Below are 18,861 nucleotides of genomic sequence, written 5' to 3'. Positions count from 1 at the left end.
TCCCACGCGGCAACGATGGCAGCAATGGAAGCGACGGCTCCCAAGGCCCACCCGGCGAAATCAGCCAAGCCCAACTCGACAGCGCCATCAACGGCACCAGCGCGAACACGAACAGTGTGAGCACGCTGGACAGCCCCTTCGGTGATCCTGAATGGGCGGCGGTAGTGGAAGTCGTGAGACTTTCCAGCTCAAGGACATGAATGCCAATCGCTTGAGCCAGGCACGCTCGACCAGGGCAAACTGACGTTTGCCTCTACGATGAAACGCCACCTGTAGTGGAAGTCGTGAGACTTCCCAGCTCAAGGAACGCGAATGCCAGGCGCTTGAGCCAAGCACGCCCCTCTGAGCAAACTGACGTTTGCCTCTACGATGAAACGCCACCTCGTAGTCGAAGTCGTGAGACTTCCCAGCTCAAGGGATACGAGTGTCAGATCACACAGACCTCCACGAGAGCGGATGATGAACCTTTTCTGGCGATCTCTCATTTCGCGACTGTAAACACCCATTCCCGGCGTTTCATCGCCCAGGCCAAAACGGTTTAAACGAGCCCGGCATATGCACCACCTACCCACACTTCTCCTATTCAGCTTCATGGTCTCATGCGTGAGCGCCGCCGACCTCGTACTCGTGTCCAAAGACATGCAGCCGGTGCCGATCATCGTCTTTAAGGACGCACCGCCACGCACGCGGGAGGCGGCGGAGGTGCTGGCGAGCTATATCGATAAGATCAGCGGGAAGAAGCCCAAGGTGATCGAAGGCGCGCCGCAGGCGATGCCAGACAGCGCGATCTGGGTCGGCGTGCAGCCGGACGTGAGGGCGCTGTTTCCGAAGGTGGACTTCGATTTTAAACATCCCGAGGAAATCGTCATCGCGGCGAATGAAAAGCATGTCGTCATCGCCGGACGCGACCGCTGGGACGCGGCGAGATTGGACATCGAGACGCGGGAAGGTGTGATCAAGGGCGTGCAGCAGGAGTATGGCACCATCAATGCCGTTTACACCTTCCTGCAAGACCAGCTCGGCGTGCGCTGGCTGTGGCCGGGCGAACTGGGCGAGGATGTGCCGCGTAGCGAACGACTCGCTCTCAGCGTGCCGCTGGATTACCGCCATCATCCGCAGATGCGGGCACGCGGCAGCATGTTCAACTTCTCTTCGCTCGGCAACAAAGGCTACGGCAAGTCGCACGAGTGGACGATGCGCCAGCGGCTCCAGCTTTGCTCGCTCGGCATTGAGGGCGGGCATGGCTTCGGCGACTGGTGGGAGCGGTATCATGACAAGCACCCGGAAATCTTCGCGCTGCAGCCGGACGGCACGCGCAGCGGCTTTCCCAACCCGCACAACGCGAAGCTATGCAGCTCGAACCCCAAGGTGTGGGAGCTGTGGCTTGAAGAAGTGGCCGCCGAACTTAAACAAGACCCGCATCGCAGCGTCTTCAATGCCTCGCCAAATGACGGCTGGGCCAGCGGGCACTGCGTTTGCGATCAATGCAGCGCCTGGGATCATCCCGATGGCGAGCCGCGTGTCTTCAACTGGTCGAAACGCAACGAAACACGTCCCGCCACAAGTGACCGCGATGTGACCTTTGCCAACAAGCTCGGCGAACTGCTCAAGCAGAAGTATCCCGGCAAAGATTATCGTGTCTTGATGCTCAGCTACGGTCACTCGCGGCCTGCACCGGTCAAAGCGCGGCCTACGGACAACGTCATCATGACACTGGTGGCGAACTTCTTTGGCCGCACCGGGCTGCTGGACCCTGGTTCGACACGCGGCGACACCTTTCGCCGACAGTTTGAATCATGGTCAAAGATCGTGCCCTCGATGTTCTGGCGACCGAACACCGGTAGCCCCGCCGGCTGGCAGCAAGGCCTGCCTGACATCCACATCGCGCAGACGATTCGGGACTTCAAAGACGTGGCTGCGGCGAACTGCATGGGCATCTACATCGACGGCATCTGGGAGCACTGGGCCACTCAGGGGCCGCTTTATTACATCATGGCACAGCTCGCGTGGAATCCCGCCGCTGATGCCGACGCGATCCTCGCCGACTACTACACCCGCGCTTTCGGTCCCGCCGCGCCGCACGTGCGCGAGTATTTCGAGAGCCTGGAAAAGGAGCGCATGCCCTTCGCCGCGAAGAACGCTGAAGCAGGCGTCTTCACCTTTCCTCAACTTTACACCGAGTCGCTGCTCGCTGCCTCGCAGGCCCGGCTCGACCGCGCCGCTGCCGCTGTGCCTGCGGATTCGATTTTCGCCAAACGTGTCGCCTTCATCCAGGCCGGACTCACACACACCAAGCTCATGATGGACACCATCACGCTCATGGAAGGCTACTGGAAGAAAAAGGACCCCGCCGTCGCCGAGCGCGTGAAGCAAAACTGGGCAGAGCTGGAGAAAAACGCCGCCGATCATCCCTACTCGATCAATTGGGGCCCCGTGCGCCCCACCACGCCGCGCGGAGCAGGCCTGCATCCCGACAGCCCGCCGAAAAAGCAGAAACCGAAGCGCACCTACGATCTCGATCTGAATTGAAGCCGATGAAACTCCTCCTCAGCCTGGTCATCGCCATCAGCGCAACGCTTTGCGCCGCTGAAAAGCCCATCACACTCTGGCCTGACGGTGCGCCCGGAGCACTCGGCACCTCGCCGAAGGATATTCCGACGCTCACGCTTTATCTGCCCGCCAAACCGACCGGTGCTGCGATGCTGCTCATCCCCGGCGGCAGCTACAGCGGCATCTACGAAGGTCAGGCGGAGCCCTTTGCGCTTTGGCTCAATGAGCACGGTTTGACCGTCTTCGTGCTGCGCTACCGGCTCGGCAGCGCGGGCTATCACTATCCCGCGCAGCTTCAGGATGCGGTGGAAGCGATGTTTCAGATCCGGGGCAATGCCGAGAAATGGAAGATCGACCCCAAGCGCATCGGCGTGATGGGTTTCTCCGCTGGCGGGCATCTCGTCTCCACACTGATCAATCGGCCTGAGGATGGCATGCTCAATGGGCGTGACTACAAGATCAGCCCGCGCCCCGATCTCGCCATCCTCTGCTATCCGGTCATCAGCATGATCACAAAACCGCACGCCACCTCGCGGAAGATGCTCATCGGCGACTCACCGGATGAAAAGCTCGTCCGCCAGACCTCCAGCGAGCTGCAAGTGAAGCCCGGCCTCCCGCCCGTCTTCCTGTGGCACACCATGGAGGACAAAATGGTCCCCGTGGAGCATGCGCAGCTCTACGCCGCTGCTTTACATGAGCATGCAGTGCCCCACGAACTCCACCTCTACCAGCACGGCGACCATGGAACGGGCTTGATCGGCACGCAGCACCCGTGGTTCGCGGATTTGGTTTTCTGGCTGCGGGCGCGGGGATTTATGAAGTAGATTGTGGCTGACAGAATGACTGGGCTTTTGAATGATGATCAAGGATCAATCTAAACTCCATGCCAATACCAACCGCCGAACTCCGTGCCGCAATCGTGATTGTCGCCGCGCCTGCCATTGAGAATTTTTTGGCGAAGCACCAAGGCGAGAGGTTCTACGCATTCGCTTTCGACTGCAATGCTGCCTACGGCGACATCATCGCCTGTTTCAACACGGAGGATCATTATGAAAAGTGCCTCGGAGCGCACCTCACCCGTTATGCTGGCAAAAAGTCGCCTTGGACCGAAGAAGAGGCAAAAGAGCTGTATCGCTGGAATACGGGAGATTGGGCCTACCAAGGCTTCTTCGATTGTCATCCAACACCACAAGTAGCCTCCATCATTTCGGATATCGAAGAGGAACTTGACGAAGAGGAAGGGCAGCAGGCATTCCTCGATGCAGTCTGCGAAGCGCTGCTTGACCTACGGAAGGCCAATGCTTTTGCGGCTCTACCCAATGGCAGTGAGTTGTCATTGTTCTGCATTGACCACGAGGAGTCATCTGCTCAGGCGTTTGAGCGAATGAAGAGGCTCGACCCAGATCAGAAGTGATGCGTCGAACAATCACTGACACATCCCCGCACCTCCCACGTTCCCAGCCCATGAAATCCGCGCTGCTCTGCCTCCTCCTCTTCGCCCTTGGCCCTTCGCTCTTCGCGGCGAAGCCGAACATCATCTTCGTCATGGCGGATGACATGGGCTGGGGGCAGACGGGGTATCGCGGGCATCCGGCGCTGAAGACGCCGAACCTCGATGCGATGGCGGCGAACGGGCTGCGCTTTGAGCGCTTTTACGCGGGGAATCCGGTGTGCTCGCCCACGCGGGCCACGGTGCTCACGGGACGCACCAACGACCGCGCGGGCGTGCTCTCGCATGGCTACGGCCTGCGGTTGCAGGAGAAAACCATCGCGCAGGCGCTGAAAGGCGCGGGCTATGTGACCGGGCATTTCGGCAAGTGGCATCTCAATGGCTTCAAAGGGGCCGGAGCACCCGTTTTGAAGGAGGATGCACGGAATCCGAGTGCGTTCGGCTTTGATGAATGGGTGTCGATGACGAACTACTTCGACAAAGACCCGCTCATGAGCCGCATGGGCGAGTTTGTGGAGTTCAAAGGCGACTCGTCCGACATCGCGGTGGGCGAGGCGGTGAAGTTCATCGACAAACATCGCGCTGGAGAGCGGCCGATGTTTGCCATCATCTGGTTCGGCAGCCCGCACAGCCCCTTCAAGGCGCAAGACGCGGACAAAGCGGCCTTCACGGATCTCGACAACCTTTCCCGGCAGCACTACGGCGAGCTGGTGGCGCTGGATCGCGCGGTGGGCACGCTGCGGCAAAAGCTGCGTGACGCCGGCCTGGCCGACAACACGATGCTCGTCTTCAACAGCGACAACGGCGGTCTTCCCGAGGTGAAACCAAGCAGCACCGGCGGTCTGCGTGGTCACAAAGGCACCGTTTTTGAAGGCGGTCTGCGCGTGCCCGGCATCATCGAGTGGCCCGCGATGATCAAGCCGCGCCTCACGAGCTTTCCCGCAGGCACTGTGGATCTTTTCCCGACCGTCGCCGACATCCTCGGCCTGCCGGACAGCGTGATGATCAAGCCCATCGACGGCATCAGCCTGAAGCCGCTCTTTGCCGGAGAAATCGGCGAGCGCACGAAGCCGCTCGGCTTCCGCTTTGGCACTAAGCTGCACTAAGCTCGCGTTCACTGGCCCGCGTTTCAAAATCCTCACGGAGAACATCGAGAACGGCAGTTTTCAGCTCTACGACCTCATCGCCGACCCAAACGAGACTACCGATCTCAGCACGAAAGAGCCGCAGAAGTTTGAGCAGATGAAAAAAGACCTGCTGGCCTGGAATGACAGCGTGATCGCCAGCTTTGATGGCAAAGACTATCCTGAGGGCAAAGTCACGCCGCCCGATCCGAAATCCATCCCGTGGTCGGAATCGCCGCTCTACCAGCCGCATCTCCCCGAGCTGATGAAACGCCCGGAATACCAGCCCTCGAAGCGTGAGGCGAAGAAGGGAAAGAAAAAGGCGGAGTAGTCACTTCCCGCCCGCTTTGGCAGCCTCCGCCCGCTTTTTGAACGCAGACAGGCTGCGATGCGGAAACGGCAGCGGAGTCGATTCAGGCATGGAATCGAGCACGGCTTGCAGTTTGGCCCGCACGACCGTCTCGGCGTCTTTTGCCAGCGGATGCTGCTCGGCGGGATCGGCGTCGAGATCGAAGAGATCGCCGTTGTTCTTCAACTTGTAGCGTTCATCGCGGGCGACGCGTTCGTCGGCGTAGTGGTTGAAGATCCACTTTCGCGGCGCGGGAGCCTTTCCGAGCAAAAACGGAGCGAAGGACTGGCCGTCGAGTTTCACGGATGCAGGCGGCGTGGCTCCGCTGAGCTCGCAAATCGTCGGGAATAGGTCGGTGAAGTCGGCGAGAGGCACGATGCGGCCGCCTTTCACGAGCTGCGGGCTGTGAACGATGAGCGGCACATTTCCGCCCGCCTCGTTGATTTGATACAGGCCGCCATTCACGACACGACCATTCGCGCGGGCGGAGAGGGTTTTCTCGGTGCCGTTGTCGGAGGCGATGATGACGATCGTGTTTTTCATCAAATCGAGCCGCTCCAGCTCCGTGATGATCGCGCCGACCTGCTTGTCGGCGTAGCGCAGCATGTCGGCGAAGAGTTCGTGCTCCTCCTTCGGCGGATTCGCCCGATTCTCCGGCGTGGTGACGACCTGCTGCTTCACATTCTGCCCGTGGGTGAGCACCATGGCGTGGTAGAAGAGAAACGGCTGCTTTGCATGCCTGCGGTAGAAGTCGAAGGCGAAGTCGAGAAACACATCCGGCCCAAATTTGCCCTGTGCGACCTCGCGTTTGCCATTTCGCAGCAAAACCGGGTCCCAGTAGCGGCTTTCGATCTTCCGCGTGGCCTCGGTGAGAAATTCCGCGTCATTGTTCACGATGGCCTTTTGAAACGCCGCCATGAAATCCGCGTCCGCCTTGTCGCGATCAATGCTGCCGGGCCACACGAGCTGCTCATCGAAGCCGTGCCGCGTGATGGCGTCCGGTTCATCGTAGAGATTGTTCACCTGCCACTTCCCCGCGATGCCGGTGGCGTAGCCGGCATCGCGCAGCACACGCGCAAAGGTCGTCTCACGCGCCGGATCGAATCCGCCGCCGCTGTAGAGCGCCGCATCGTGATGCAGATACCAGCCGGTGCGAAAAGGGTAGCGTCCCGTGAGCATCTGCACGCGGCTGGGGCCGCAAACCGTCGTCGTGTAGCAGTTCGCAAAGCGCACCCCGCCCGCGGCGAGCCGGTCGATGTTCGGCGTGCACCTCTCCTCGCTCCCGTAGCAGCCAAACCACTCGCGTCCGACATTGTCGAGCAGGATGACGACGATGTTGGGCCGGTCTGCGGCGGGAACCGTCGTGTTCGCGAACAGGAGAACCAGCGTGAGTGATAGAATGCGATGCATGAGGGCTGAAACGTGCGGATGGCCCCAAAATATCCTGTCGCGATCCCGGAGTGAACTGGAGTCGCCCGGACGTTTGGTTGTCCTGCCAAATGAAAACGCTCGCCCTCACCTTTTTCGCTGTCAGCAGCCTGCAAGCAGCCGGTCCGCTGGACACGTTCATCGCAGCGGAGCACCCGTCACTGATCCAGCTCTACGAACATCTGCACGCGAATCCCGAACTGTCGTTCCAGGAGGAGAAAACCAGCGCCCGCATGGCGCAGGAGCTTCGCGCGCTCGGCTTTGAAGTGACGGAGAAGGTCGGCGGTTTGGGTGTTGTGGGCGTTTTGAAAAACGGGCCGGGCAGGACCGTGCTGGTGCGCACGGACCTCGACGGGCTGCCGGTGCGCGAGATCGGCTCGGTGCCGTATGTGAGCAAGGCAACCGCCAAGGATGACACCGGCAAAGAGGTGCCGGTGATGCACGCCTGCGGCCATGACATGCACATGACCTGCTGGGTCGGCGCGGCACGGGCGCTGGCGGCGACAAAAGACCAGTGGAAGGGCACGCTCGTCTTCATCGCGCAACCAGCCGAGGAGCGCGGCATGGGCGCGCTGGCGATGATCGAGGACGACTTGTTCAAGCGCTTCCCGAAGCCGGACGTGTGCCTGGCGCTGCATTGCGATGCCGGGTTGCCCACGGGCAGCGTCGGCTTCACCCGCGGTCCCGCCACGGCGAGCACGGACACGGTGGACATCCTCATCAAAGGCATCGGCGGCCACGGCGCGATGCCGAACACGACCAAGGATCCCATCGTGCTCGCCTCGCAGATCGTGATGGCGTTTCAAACGATCGACAGCCGAGAATTGCATCCCGTGGAGCCGGTGGTGGTCACTGTGGGCAAGTTCAACGGCGGCACGAAACACAACATCATCCCCGACAAGGTCGAACTCGGCCTCACCGTCCGCACCACAAGCCCAGAAACCCGCGCTCAGGTGCTCGAGGCGATCAAACGCATCTGCCGCGGACACGCGCTGTCCGCCGGACTGCCGGAGAATCTCATGCCGGAGGTCAAACTCACCGGCCCTGGGACGCCATCACTCTTCAACGATTCCGAACTCACCGCGCGTGTGAGCCAAGTGTGGGCGGATGCCTTCGGCAAGGCCAGTGTCATCGAGCGCAAGGCGACCATGGCCGGCGAGGACTTCTCCCGCTACACGATGACACCGGAGAAAATCCCCGTCTTCCTCGCGTGGATCGGCACCGTGGCCCCAGAGAAGATCGAGAAGGCGCAAAAGACCGGCGAGGCGCTGCCAAGCCTGCATTCGCCGTTCTACCGTCCCGAGTCTGCGCCTTCGATCACATTCGGCGTGAAAGCGATGACGCTCGCGGTGATGAACGAACTCAATCGCTGACCTTCATGAACCGCCGCGACACTCTCGCCCTCACGCTTTCCGCCCTGGGCCTGCCCATCTCAGCCCGATCCGCCATGCCATCCGCCCACCAGATCATCCAGCACCAAATCGACCATGGAACGCTTCACAACGCCGTGCTGCACGTGCGCCGTGGCGATGAGGTGACACAGCACGTCTTTGGCAAGGCCCAGCCGGATTCGATGTTCTTGCTCGGCTCGATCACCAAACCGCTCGCAGTGGCGCTGCCGGTGCTGATCCTGTTGGATCGCGGTGCGTTGAAGCTGTCCGACCACGCCGTGAAATACCTGCCCGAGTTCAGCGAAGGCGCACGCAAGGACATCACCATCGAGCAACTGCTCACGCATACCTCAGGCCTGCCGGACCAGTTGGGGAACAACGCCGAACTGCGTGCGCGGCACGCTCTACTCGCAGAATTCGTGAAGGGCGCGATGCGAACGCCCCTGCTCTTCGCTCCAGGCACGCAGTATCATTATCAGAGCATGGGCATCCTGCTCGCCGCCGAGATCGTCGAACGTGTGACGAAGACAGCACTGCCGGACTTCCTGCAGCAGCATGTGTTCAGCCCGCTCGGCATGACACGCAGCGTGCTCGGCCTCGGCCAATTCAAAAAGTCGGAAATGGTGTCGATGCAAACCGAGCACGCCGCCCCTGAGGCCGGCGGTGGGGACCCGAAAGCCCGCGAATGGGACTGGAACAGCGATTACTGGCGAAATCTCGGCGCTCCGTGGGGCGGTGCCCACAGCAGCGCTGCCGATGTGGCCACCTTCCTGCGCATTTTCCTGCATCCCGATGGCAAGCTGCTGCGAGAAGAAACCGCCCGTCTTGCCATCACGGATCACACCCCGACGCTGTCAGCGCATCGCGGCATCGGCTTCATGGCCGGGCCCGTGGGCCTCGGCAAAGGCTGCTCCGCCCGTGCTTTTGGCCATAGCGGCTCCACCGGCACGCTAGCCTGGGCCGATCCCGCCACCGACACGACCTTTGTGCTGCTCACCGCCCTGCCAAAGAACGTCTCCGGTGATTTGATCCTGTATCCGGCGTCCGACTTGATCTCCGCATGAGCAAAGCGGCTTGGCGTGGGAATATCGCAACGCTCTGGTTCGTTATGGCGGCACCATGAAGCGCGCCCTTCTGCTTTCCCTCGTGCTCGGCCTTCCCTGGCACGCATCCGCGACCAACATCGTGCTGATCCTGGCCAATCATCAGAACTGCGACCTCGGTTGTTATGGCAACGCGGCGGTGCCGACTCCCAACATCGACAGGCTGGCCGCACGCGGCCTTCGCTTCACCAAAGCCTACTGCCAGTATGCCATGTCGGGACCGTCGCGCGTGTCGATGCTGACTGGTCTGCGTCCCGCCACACTCGGCATTTCCGGCAACTACAAGTATGCCCCCGAACTGCCAAAGGGTGCCTTCACGCTGCCGCAATGGCTTAAAGCGCAGGGCTGGTTCACCACCAAGGCCGGACGCGTGTTTCAGATCGAGGATTATCCGACCTCGTGGGACGCGGCGATTCCGGGCCCGGGAGAAGAGGCCGAACTCCCCGCAGGCACGAAGAGCGTCATCGGCGTTCCTGTTCGCACACAGCAGGTGGACGGCAAAACAGAGCCGCTCGGCGGACTGCTGGTGCTGCGCAGCGTCAAAATCGAGGACGCTGCGATGGGCGACGGTCGCAGTGCGCGCGAAGGCGTGGAGCAGATCCAAAAAGCCGCGGCCATGAAGAAGCCGTTCTTTGCGGCCGTCGGTTTCATGAATCCCGACTTCCGCAATGCTGTTCCGCAGGCATGGCTGGACAAATTCAAGAACACGCCGGTCACCGAGGCCACACCCGCCGCCAAAGACGCACCTGCTGAGGCGCAATTCGCCGGCATCCTGCCTGAACGAGCCGTCACCACCGAAGAACGACAGCAGCTCATCGCCGGTTATCGAGCTCAAACCGCGTTCATGGACGCACAGGTCGGCGTGGTGCTGGATGCGCTCGATCAAATGAAGCTCAGCGCTAACACGATCGTCGTGTTCGCCAGCGTCGGCGGCTATCACCTCGGTGATCATGGCAATCTGTGGGGCATGCGCTCCCTCTACGATGCCGCGGCACGCGTGCCGCTCATCATCGCCGGCCCCGGCATCGCCAGCGGCCAGGCTTGCAGCCGTGTGGTGGAACTGGTGGACGTTTTTCCCACGCTCATGGAGCACCTGCGGCTCAAATCACCGCGAGAAATGGACGGTCGCAGCTTTGCCACGCTGCTGAAGCAACCGACTGCCGCCTTCGACGAGCCGGCGGTCTCCGTTGTGCTGAACTACGGCAAATTCAGCGGCATTGCTCTGAGAAACGAGTTCGCCAGCTACATGCGGTGGGAAGGCGGAGCCACGGAGCTGTACAACCTCGAGACCGACCCGCTGGAACTGACCAACCTCGCGGCGGACAAGAAAATGGCTGGAGCCATGAAAAAGATGGACACCGCTCTCAAGAAGGAAACCGGCCGCAAATAGCCACTCTCCGCAGCCATTGACCATGCCCATGCTGCGAATAAACCATGCCCCCCAGCCGTAATCGCCTTTGCCTCTTTCATGAACAGCACGTTGCCCTTCCTCTCCACGCTGGTCTTCTCGATCAGTTCCATCGCCGCTGCAGCCGAACCGCCGGTTCCGGCCAAAATCGAGTTCAATCGCGATGTGCGGCCCATTTTGAGCGACAACTGCTTCTACTGCCACGGCAACGACCCGAAGCATCGCGAAGCCGATCTGCGCCTCGACCTACGCGATGAGGCGGTGAAGGCCGAGGCCTTCATTCCGGGCAATGGCGCGAAGAGCGAACTCGTCTCCCGCATCCTCACCGATGACGAAGACGACCTCATGCCGCCGCCGGACTCGCACAAAAAGCTCACGCCGCGGCAGAAGGAGATCCTCAAGAAGTGGATCGACCAGGGCGCGACCTACCAGCAGCACTGGGCCTATGAAAAGCCGATCAAAGCGGCCATCCCCGCTGGCAAGAATCCCATCGACCACCTTGTGCAGAAACGCCTCAGCGAGATTGGCCTCAAGCCTTCGCCAAAGGCAGATGACCGCACCTTGCTGCGCCGCCTCTACTTCGACCTGCACGGCCTGCCGCCTGCCAAATCTCAAATTTCAAATCTCGAATCTGAAATCGCCAGCTTGCTGGCCTCCCCTCACTACGGCGAGCGCATGGCCATCTCCTGGCTCGACCAGGTCCGTTTCGCCGACACCATCGGCTACCACAGCGACAACCCGCACAACGTATGGCCTTACCGCGATTACGTCATCGAGTCGTTCAACAAGAACAAACCCTTCGACCGCTTCACCATCGAGCAGATCGCCGGTGATTTGATGCCGGATGCAAATCAGGAGACGCGTGTCGGCTCCGCCTTCAACCGGCTGCTCCTCACCACCGAGGAAGGCGGCGCACAAGCCAAGGACTACGAGCAGCGCATGCTCACCGACCGCGTCCGCGCCGTCGGCAACGCCTGGATGGGCCAGACCACCGGCTGCGCCCAGTGCCACGATCACAAATTCGATCCCATCACCATGCGCGACTTCTACACGCTCGGTGCCTTCTTCGCCGACATCAAAGAGCCGATCCTCGGCCGCCGCGAAGACGGCATGCTCGTGACCACACCGGAGAACGAAAAGAAGCTCGCCGAGCTCGACGCAAAACTCGCTGAGGCCAAGAAAGCCCTCGCCAAAGTGCAGCCGGACCTCAAAAAGGCCCAAAAAGCCTGGGAAGCCGAAGTCCTCGCCAAAACCGATCACAAAGACAAAGAAGCCAAAGATGTCCTCGCGGCTTTGAAGGCCAAAAATCCCAACGCGAAGCAAAAGAAGGTCGTTGATGACTACTTCGCGAAAATCAGCCCGCTTCACAAAGCCGAGCGCGATGCCGTCGCGAAAGCCGAAGCCGCTCGCAAAGCTTTTTACGATCCGCTGCCCAAATGCATCGTTTCCATCAGCGACACCAATAAACGCACCGTGCGCATCCTACCGCGTGGCAACTGGATGGATGAAAGCGGCGAAGTCGTGAAGGCCTCATTGCCCAGCTACCTGCCGAAACCGAAGATCGAAGGCCGCGACCTCACGCGACTCGACCTTGCCCAGTGGCTCGTTTCCAAAGAGAACCCGCTCACGGCCCGCAATGTCATGAACCGCCTGTGGAAGCAGTTCTTCGGCACCGGTTTGAGCAAGGTGCTCGACGACCTCGGCGCTCAAGGCGAGCCGCCGGTGAATCCTGCGCTACTCGACTGGCTCGCCTGCGAGTTCATGGACAGCGGTTGGGATCTTCAGCACATGATCCGGCTCATCGTGACCAGCAACACCTACCAGCAGGTCAGCACCTCCACGAAGGAACTCACCGCCGCCGATCCCTACAACCGCGAATGCGCCCGCCAGAGCGCCTTCCGTCTCGATGCCGAACTCGTGCGCGACAACGCCCTCGCCATCTCCGGCCTGCTCGTGCCGAAAATCGGCGGCCCGAGTGTGAAGCCCTACCAGCCCGCCAAATACTGGGAAAACCTCAACTTTCCCACCCGCGAATGGCAGAACGACAGCGGCGAAGGTCTGTATCGCCGTGGCATGTACACCTGGTGGCAACGCAGCTTCACGCATCCGTCCATGCTCGCCTTCGACGCCCCCAGCCGCGAAGAATGCACCGCCGAGCGCAATCGCAGCAACATCCCGCAGCAAGCCCTCGTCCTCCTCAACGACCCAACGTATGTCGAAGCCGCCCGCGCCTTCGCCGCACGCATCCTCCCAAGCGAAGGCGATGCCTCAAAACGCATTACCTGGGCCTTCCAACAAGCCTTGCAGCGCCAACCCACCGCTGACGAGATGAAGACACTTTCGTCTCTCGTCGCCAAACACCTCGCCGATTATCAAAAAGACCCCTCCGCCGCCGAAGCTCTGCTCAAAACTGGTGCAGCACCCGCCCCCGCCACTCTGAACAGGCCCGAACTCGCCGCGTGGGCACATGTCGCGCGTGTGCTGCTGAATCTGCACGAAACGGTCACGCGGAGCTGAGCCATGAAACGCTCAGTTCACCGCCAGACCTTCCAGCTTCGCCAGCTTCTTCGCTTTGGCATCAAAGCTCCAAAACGTGTCGCACCCGAGCACCAGCGCGGAAGAGACGTGAAGGATGTCGTAGGTGCGGAAGCCTTCCTTGGCGGTGTGGCGATGCGACAAGGCGCGGAACTGTTTTTCGAGCGCGGCTTCATTGCAAGCCGCGTCACGCAGGTACTGTCCGGTGGCAAGATGTTTGAAAAACATCGCCTCAATGACCAATGCATACTCGGACGTAAGCCTCACCCCCGGCACTCCTTGGCGCGTGGAGAAGACGGATTGCTGCAAGGCATTGATCAACTCAAACCGGCCAATCGCTGTGATTGGATATCCTTCAAAGCTGGAGGATTTGATGGAGGAATCCAACTGCACGGCCTCGGCGTTGTTCGGGCCTGTGCAATACAACGAGGTGAAAAAATTGGTGTCCGCGTAAATTGTCATTACTCGCCAGCCAGTATTTTGCTGAATGTTTCCCAGCCCTCGACAGTGAATCCCATGCCATCGGCACGCATCTGCTCATGGAGTTTCATCAAGTCTCGGTGGAATTCTTCGCGAGAATCCGCCTGTGAGGACCCAGGCAAAGGATCAGGCTTGACGAGGAACCTCTCACCGCTACGCGACTGCACATGCACACCTCCCGTCTTTCGGGCGGCATTCAGCACAGCCTGCGGCTGGCGATTGAGGTCTCGCACGGTGAAAACGCGACGCAGTGCAGCAGCGTTGGCGGCTGGACGGCGGGCGGTTTTCTTGGTGGCGGCTTTGGTCTTCATGTCAGACATCATGGCTGACATCCGCTTTGACAGCAAGTTTCATTTCATCTCATGACCTCCCTTCTCCTCCAAACACGCCGCGCTTTCCTCGACCGCGCTTCGCAAGGCCTCGGCAGTGTTGCTTTGGCTTCGTTGTTGAGTCCAAATCTACTCCACGCGGCTTCACGCGGTGTGCTGGGTAAATTGCCGCTGCCGCAAAAAGCGAAACGCGTGATCTGGCTCACGATGGCGGGTGGTCCGTCGCAGTTGGAGCTGTTTGATTACAAACCGAAGCTCGCGGACATGGACGGGAAGCCGATGCCGGAGTCGTTCACGAAGGGACAGCAGCTCGCGCAGCTTCAGGGGCAGAAGTTGGTGTGCAAAGGGCCGATGTTTGGCTTCGCGAAACACGGGAAATGCCATATGGAGCTTTCGGAGTTGCTGCCGCATCTCGGCAGCGTGGCGGACGACATCTGCCTCGTGCGCTCGATGACCACGGACGCGATCAATCACGACCCCGCGCACATGTTCATGAACACCGGCGCTCAAATCGCCGGTCGGCCGAGCATGGGAGCGTGGATCACTTACGGGCTCGGCAGCGAGGCGGAGGATCTGCCCGGATTCGTCATCATGGTCTCCACGGGCAAAGGTCGCACACCGCAGCCCATCGCGGCGCGGCAGTGGAGCAGCGGCTTTTTGCCGTCAAAGTACCAAGGCGTGCAACTCCGCTCGCAGGGCGATCCCGTTTTGTATCTCACCAGCCCGAACGGCGTCACGCGCGAGCGACAAGGCGCGGACGTGGCCGCGATCAACGCGCTCAACAAACAGCACGCCGCGCTGTGCGACGATCCAGAGATCGCCACGCGCATCGCGCAGTATGAAATGGCGTTTCAGATGCAGGCCAGCGTGCCGGAGCTGATGGACATCCGCCCCGAGGGACCGAAAACGCTCGAACTCTACGGCTGCACACCCGGCGACGGTTCCTTCGCCTCAAACTGCCTCCTCGCCCGCCGACTCGCCGAACGCGGCACGCGCTTCATCCAGCTCTACCATCGCGATTGGGACCACCACAGCCTCCTGCGCGAGGAATTGCCGCTGCGTGCGAAGGAAGTTGATCGTGCCTGCATGGCGCTCATCACCGATCTGAAGCAGCGCGGCCTCTTTGACGACACGCTCATCGTTTTCAGCGGCGAATTCGGCCGCACGCCGATGGCGCAGGGTAACAAAGGCCCCATCGGCCGCGATCATCACAACAAAGCCATGTCCATGTGGCTCGCCGGCGCCGGCATACAGCGCGGCCTCACCTTCGGCTCCACCGACGACCTCGGCTACGCCGCCGTCGAAAACATCACCACCGTCCACGATCTCCACGCCACGATGCTGCATCAACTCGGCATCCAGCATGACGCCTTCAGCTTCAAGTTCCAAGGGCTTGATGCGAGGTTGAGCGGCGTGGAAGGCGCGAAGGTGATCAAGAAGATTCTTGCGTAGAGGCGCATCACTTCTTTCGACGGCTTAACAGCCATGCGGCACAAAGAGCCATAGGCCAAAACCAGAACCCAAGCCAAAGCCAGTCATCGTCTGCACCTGCAGAGCTTGTGTTCCAAGCACCATATAAACAGGCTATTGGTAGGCCAAACAGCCCTCCCGCACCAAATGGGATTAAAAACAAAAGCCAAAGCGGGCGCTGCCACCATTGCACCTCTTTGAAAACGGTTGAGGCAATTCCAATGGCCAAGGCACCGATCAACCAAAAGCCGCCCCCGAAAAGCACTCCCCAGACAAGTAATGCGAACTCTTTCATGACAGCGACATTTGAGCAGGTTTTAAAGCGTGGTTATTTGACCGAAAGGTTATCTCAGATTGGCTTCGATGGTTTCAATCAGACTGCCAATAGCGTCACAAACTCGCTTGTGTGAGTTGAAGATTTCAGCACCGCAGCAATGGGAGAGAGCAAGAGCACTGCAATCCTCGTCGACCAACCGCAATCTCATCACTTCGAGATGGAACGCCTGCTTAAAGTCATCAAACACCGAACTCATCTCCATCAGAGGGAGCAGCATGGTTGAAATAGCTCCAGGCGCAGATGATCTTTCGCTGGAGCGAGCTTCGATAAAGAGATTTGACTCTTCCTCGATGAACCGGGCGAAAGCTGCTTCGAATAATGGAATCAGCTTGGCAACTCCGTTTGTTGTCTCGCCCTCCTCGCTGGCCAGCACATCGATCTCGCTACGCATGTAGGCGATGTTCACCCGCATCCAGGCGAGCGGTTCTAGCCATCGCAGGCTGTGTTGAAAGACGGCATTGATCATTTCTGCCATGGTGGTGCGAGTGTATAGGGTTCTGATTACGGGTTAAAACGGGATGCTGTCTTCATGGTAGAGATGATTTTCTCGGCAGATTCCGAGGCGCTGCATGTCTTGCCGGTCGATCTGATAGCGTTCATCCATGTCGAGATGGCTGGCGATAAAGTCGAGTTCTTGCGCTGCAGTAAGATGGTCGGAATACTGACGCTTCAGTGCCCCTTTGGGGTCTGCGCCTGTGTATTGAGCCGAAGGAATGGCCGCGCGGAGGGTGTCATGCTGGTTCTTGTAGAAGGCTGCTCGTTCACGGTGATGTTCGGCACGCTGGGTGCAGAGCTGTTGGAGTTCGGTGGCAGAGAGGGTAACTTGGAGTCCTTGGATCATGTTTTTGTTTGGGTTGTCGGTGAATACAGAGTTGATGAGTATCTCAGAAGAGTGCCGAAGTATGCAGGGTGGTGATTGGGAACAGATGAGGTGTCATGATCATGCTGTGATTGTGGTAGCACTGACAAACTTCTCCGCGCTCAAGACCTGCTCACCATCCCAACGGTAAGCCGTGAGAGCATTTGCGGCAAAGGCGGCGCTGTAGTCGAGGCAGGCGATGTTTGGGGCGAGTGGCGCACGCTTTCGGGCCGGTGGCAGCCAATAATGACCGAAGAATACCGGCGGCTCATCGACGCCATAGTCGGGAATGCGGCGCAAATCATGCGGTGCGGCATCGCCAGGCATATCAAAGGCTTCCGGCATGGCTAGCTGGCTGACTTCAGCGGCCTGCGGGATGGCCCACCAACGCACGCGAACAGAACGACGGGCGATGCCTTCTTTGTCCCTGAACACATGACCGGCTGGCAGCGAAAGCTCTGGCCCTTTCAGCACATTTTCGACCGCCCGAAACTCGGGCGTCTGATGCGTGGCCGAAAGCCGCAGAAACTCTGGATCGACGATGCTGCGCCCGCCGAGACGTGCGATGCGCCGGGCGTCCCAGCAGGCATGCACGGCCCGCAGCCCGCCCAAATCGAGAAACATGGGCAAGCGCTTCATCCATTCCTTCCACTCCTCCCACTCGGCATCGAGTCCGGCGAACTGCTGCTTCGTCACGAGCTGGCCGCCTCGGTTCTTCTTTTCTGGACGGAGGAAGTCGCCTTTTCCGTCCGGTGTCTCGGCACAGATGGCGTTGTATTCGTGATTGCCCATGATCGCGAGCGCGTCACCCGCCTCGACCATGCCGCGCACGGTGTGGAGCGTTTCACGGATGGCGGGTCCGCGGTCGATGTAGTCGCCAAGGAAGATGACTTTCCGTCCTTCGGGGTGTCGGAAGGTGTCGCCGTGCGCACGGTAGCCGAGCCGGGTGAGCAGCGCGAGGAGCTTTCCATGCTGGCCGTGGATGTCGCCGATCAAATCGTATGATTGTGTGTTCATGACGCCGCCACCTTCCACGAATCCGACGTTTGCAAAACACCGGTGAATGCAGGATACCTGACTCCACAGTCATGATTAATGATCTCTTTTCCAAAGGCGGCCTGTCGCTGGATCGGTTGCGCGGATTCATGCAGATGGCCGAGGCGGGCAGCATTGCCAAGGCTGCTCCCGGCAAGCCTAATCGCCAAAGCCAGATCAGCCGCCAGATTCGTGAGCTGGAGCAGTTTTTCGGCACTGAGCTGACCAGACGAAAGGGCAAGACGCTCTCGCTATCCATCGCAGGAGAGCGACTTGCGCTGCTGATTCGGGAGCAATTGCAGGACTTGGAGGATTTTCGCAAAGAACAGGCCGGTCTGCCGAAGTCCTTCGTCATCGGCGCAGGTGCCAGCGTGATAGAGTGGCTGCTAGTGCCCGCCCTTCCAGCCATCAGCAGGCATCTAGGCGGTGCCACACTGCTCACCGAGTCCCATCGCAGCCGCAGTCTTGGCGACGCGGTGCGGGACGGGCGCGTCGATCTGGCGATCATCCGGCAAGATGCCGTGCCGACAGGTGCAAACACGGCGTTGGTGATGAAAATGCGCTTTCACCTCTGCATCCCGCGTGCGCTGCTAAAACGCGGGGCCACAGAACGCGACGCCGCCAGCCCAGCGCTCTGGCAGACGCTAGCCTTCGCCGCAGGGCGTGATGGTGGACAGACGGATACCGCGGTCCGAGAGGCAATGCAGTCCGCAGGCGTAGATTTCCGTCCGCGTTTCGAATGCGGCTCCATGCTCCAGGTGCGTCAGCTCGTCGAACTCGGTGCTTGCGCGGGAATCCTGCCCACGCTCGGCATTCGTGGCTTGGATGAGAAAAAAGTGCTCATCACACCCTTCGCCCCGTTGCGGGACTTTGGCCGTGCGCTCGTCCTGCACTGGAATCCCCGGCAAATGCGCCGCCGAGGCTTGGAGACATCTGATTTGAAAAAACTGGCCGCGATCATTGCCGATCAGCTGAAAGCTTGATGACGTGTTTTGCATCGATCCGAATGGCGA

Annotated in this window: 18 protein-coding genes and 1 pseudogene; 12 read left to right on the top strand and 7 right to left on the bottom strand. The window is 60.2% G+C overall.

The features are described 5' to 3' along the window. The 6 genes and pseudogenes from IAE77_RS22265 to IAE77_RS22240 form a co-directional block, all read left to right on the top strand. Nucleotides 1-200, top strand: a pseudogene (locus IAE77_RS22265) (hypothetical protein); the annotation flags it as partial. Between the two features lie 391 nt (nt 201-591). Then, nucleotides 592-2,529, top strand: a complete 1,938-nt coding sequence (locus IAE77_RS22260) for a DUF4838 domain-containing protein (RefSeq protein ID WP_294231512.1) — start codon at nt 592-594, stop codon at nt 2,527-2,529. Nucleotides 2,530-2,534: 5 nt separating this feature from the next. Beyond that, a complete protein-coding gene (locus IAE77_RS22255) occupies nt 2,535-3,374 on the top strand; it encodes an alpha/beta hydrolase (protein WP_294231510.1) in 840 nt (279 codons plus the stop codon). 59 nt (nt 3,375-3,433) lie between these two features. After that, nucleotides 3,434-3,964, top strand: a complete 531-nt coding sequence (locus tag IAE77_RS22250; protein ID WP_294231507.1) for a DUF4303 domain-containing protein — start codon at nt 3,434-3,436, stop codon at nt 3,962-3,964. 50 nt (nt 3,965-4,014) lie between these two features. Then, nucleotides 4,015-5,106 carry a sulfatase-like hydrolase/transferase gene (locus IAE77_RS22245; protein ID WP_294231504.1) on the top strand — a complete coding sequence of 364 codons (1,092 nt, stop codon included), beginning with the start codon at nt 4,015-4,017 and terminating at the stop codon, nt 5,104-5,106. Further along, complete coding sequence (locus tag IAE77_RS22240; protein ID WP_294231503.1) at nt 5,087-5,455, top strand: hypothetical protein; 369 nt, start codon at nt 5,087-5,089, stop codon at nt 5,453-5,455. Before IAE77_RS22245 ends, IAE77_RS22240 begins: the two co-directional genes overlap by 20 nt. Here IAE77_RS22240 and IAE77_RS22235 read toward each other — a convergent pair whose 3' ends face one another. Then, nucleotides 5,456-6,883: a sulfatase-like hydrolase/transferase gene (locus IAE77_RS22235; protein WP_294231501.1), complete on the bottom strand. Its 1,428-nt coding sequence runs from the start codon at nt 6,881-6,883 to the stop codon at nt 5,456-5,458. Nucleotides 6,884-6,972: 89 nt separating this feature from the next. Between IAE77_RS22235 and IAE77_RS22230 the strand changes: the two genes are divergently transcribed. From IAE77_RS22230 to IAE77_RS22215, 4 genes are all read left to right on the top strand, one after another. Then, the gene (locus IAE77_RS22230; protein WP_294231499.1) at nt 6,973-8,274 is read left to right on the top strand and encodes an amidohydrolase; all 1,302 of its coding nucleotides are present in this window, start codon (nt 6,973-6,975) and stop codon (nt 8,272-8,274) included. A gap of 5 nt (nt 8,275-8,279) precedes the next feature. Continuing rightward, nucleotides 8,280-9,356: a serine hydrolase domain-containing protein gene (locus IAE77_RS22225; protein ID WP_294231496.1), complete on the top strand. Its 1,077-nt coding sequence runs from the start codon at nt 8,280-8,282 to the stop codon at nt 9,354-9,356. A 55-nt stretch (nt 9,357-9,411) separates the two neighbouring features. Beyond that, complete coding sequence (locus IAE77_RS22220) at nt 9,412-10,785, top strand: sulfatase (protein WP_294231494.1); 1,374 nt, start codon at nt 9,412-9,414, stop codon at nt 10,783-10,785. Nucleotides 10,786-10,863: 78 nt separating this feature from the next. Beyond that, entirely contained in the window at nt 10,864-13,320 is a 2,457-nt protein-coding gene (locus tag IAE77_RS22215; protein ID WP_294231492.1) for a DUF1553 domain-containing protein, read from the top strand. 12 nt (nt 13,321-13,332) lie between these two features. Here IAE77_RS22215 and IAE77_RS22210 read toward each other — a convergent pair whose 3' ends face one another. Next, the gene (locus tag IAE77_RS22210) at nt 13,333-13,800 is read right to left on the bottom strand and encodes a PIN domain-containing protein (protein WP_294231490.1); all 468 of its coding nucleotides are present in this window, start codon (nt 13,798-13,800) and stop codon (nt 13,333-13,335) included. Further along, entirely contained in the window at nt 13,800-14,129 is a 330-nt protein-coding gene (locus tag IAE77_RS22205; protein ID WP_294231488.1) for a hypothetical protein, read from the bottom strand. The genes IAE77_RS22210 and IAE77_RS22205 overlap by 1 nt, the downstream gene beginning before the upstream one ends. Nucleotides 14,130-14,180: 51 nt before the next feature. On the opposite strand from IAE77_RS22205, the gene IAE77_RS22200 reads away from it, so the two are divergent. Next, a complete protein-coding gene (locus IAE77_RS22200) occupies nt 14,181-15,599 on the top strand; it encodes a DUF1501 domain-containing protein (RefSeq protein WP_294231486.1) in 1,419 nt (472 codons plus the stop codon). Nucleotides 15,600-15,606: 7 nt separating this feature from the next. Here IAE77_RS22200 and IAE77_RS22195 read toward each other — a convergent pair whose 3' ends face one another. The 4 genes from IAE77_RS22195 to IAE77_RS22180 form a co-directional block, all read right to left on the bottom strand. Next, nucleotides 15,607-15,912 (bottom strand): hypothetical protein, encoded by a 306-nt coding sequence (locus IAE77_RS22195; RefSeq protein ID WP_294231484.1) that lies wholly within the window; start codon nt 15,910-15,912, stop codon nt 15,607-15,609. A gap of 49 nt (nt 15,913-15,961) precedes the next feature. Continuing rightward, the gene (locus IAE77_RS22190) at nt 15,962-16,429 is read right to left on the bottom strand and encodes a hypothetical protein (RefSeq protein WP_294231481.1); all 468 of its coding nucleotides are present in this window, start codon (nt 16,427-16,429) and stop codon (nt 15,962-15,964) included. Nucleotides 16,430-16,462: 33 nt separating this feature from the next. Beyond that, nucleotides 16,463-16,795: a hypothetical protein gene (locus IAE77_RS22185; RefSeq protein WP_294231479.1), complete on the bottom strand. Its 333-nt coding sequence runs from the start codon at nt 16,793-16,795 to the stop codon at nt 16,463-16,465. Between the two features lie 99 nt (nt 16,796-16,894). Continuing rightward, the gene (locus IAE77_RS22180; RefSeq protein ID WP_294231477.1) at nt 16,895-17,830 is read right to left on the bottom strand and encodes a metallophosphoesterase; all 936 of its coding nucleotides are present in this window, start codon (nt 17,828-17,830) and stop codon (nt 16,895-16,897) included. 71 nt (nt 17,831-17,901) lie between these two features. Between IAE77_RS22180 and IAE77_RS22175 the strand changes: the two genes are divergently transcribed. After that, the gene (locus tag IAE77_RS22175; RefSeq protein ID WP_294231475.1) at nt 17,902-18,831 is read left to right on the top strand and encodes a LysR family transcriptional regulator; all 930 of its coding nucleotides are present in this window, start codon (nt 17,902-17,904) and stop codon (nt 18,829-18,831) included. The last annotated feature ends 30 nt before the right edge of the window (nt 18,832-18,861 follow it).

This window comes from Prosthecobacter sp., assembly GCF_014879935.1.
Taxonomy (GTDB): domain Bacteria; phylum Verrucomicrobiota; class Verrucomicrobiia; order Verrucomicrobiales; family Verrucomicrobiaceae; genus Prosthecobacter.
Note: the sequence above shows the minus strand (reverse complement) of the source record. Positions and strands in the feature narration are given on the sequence as shown.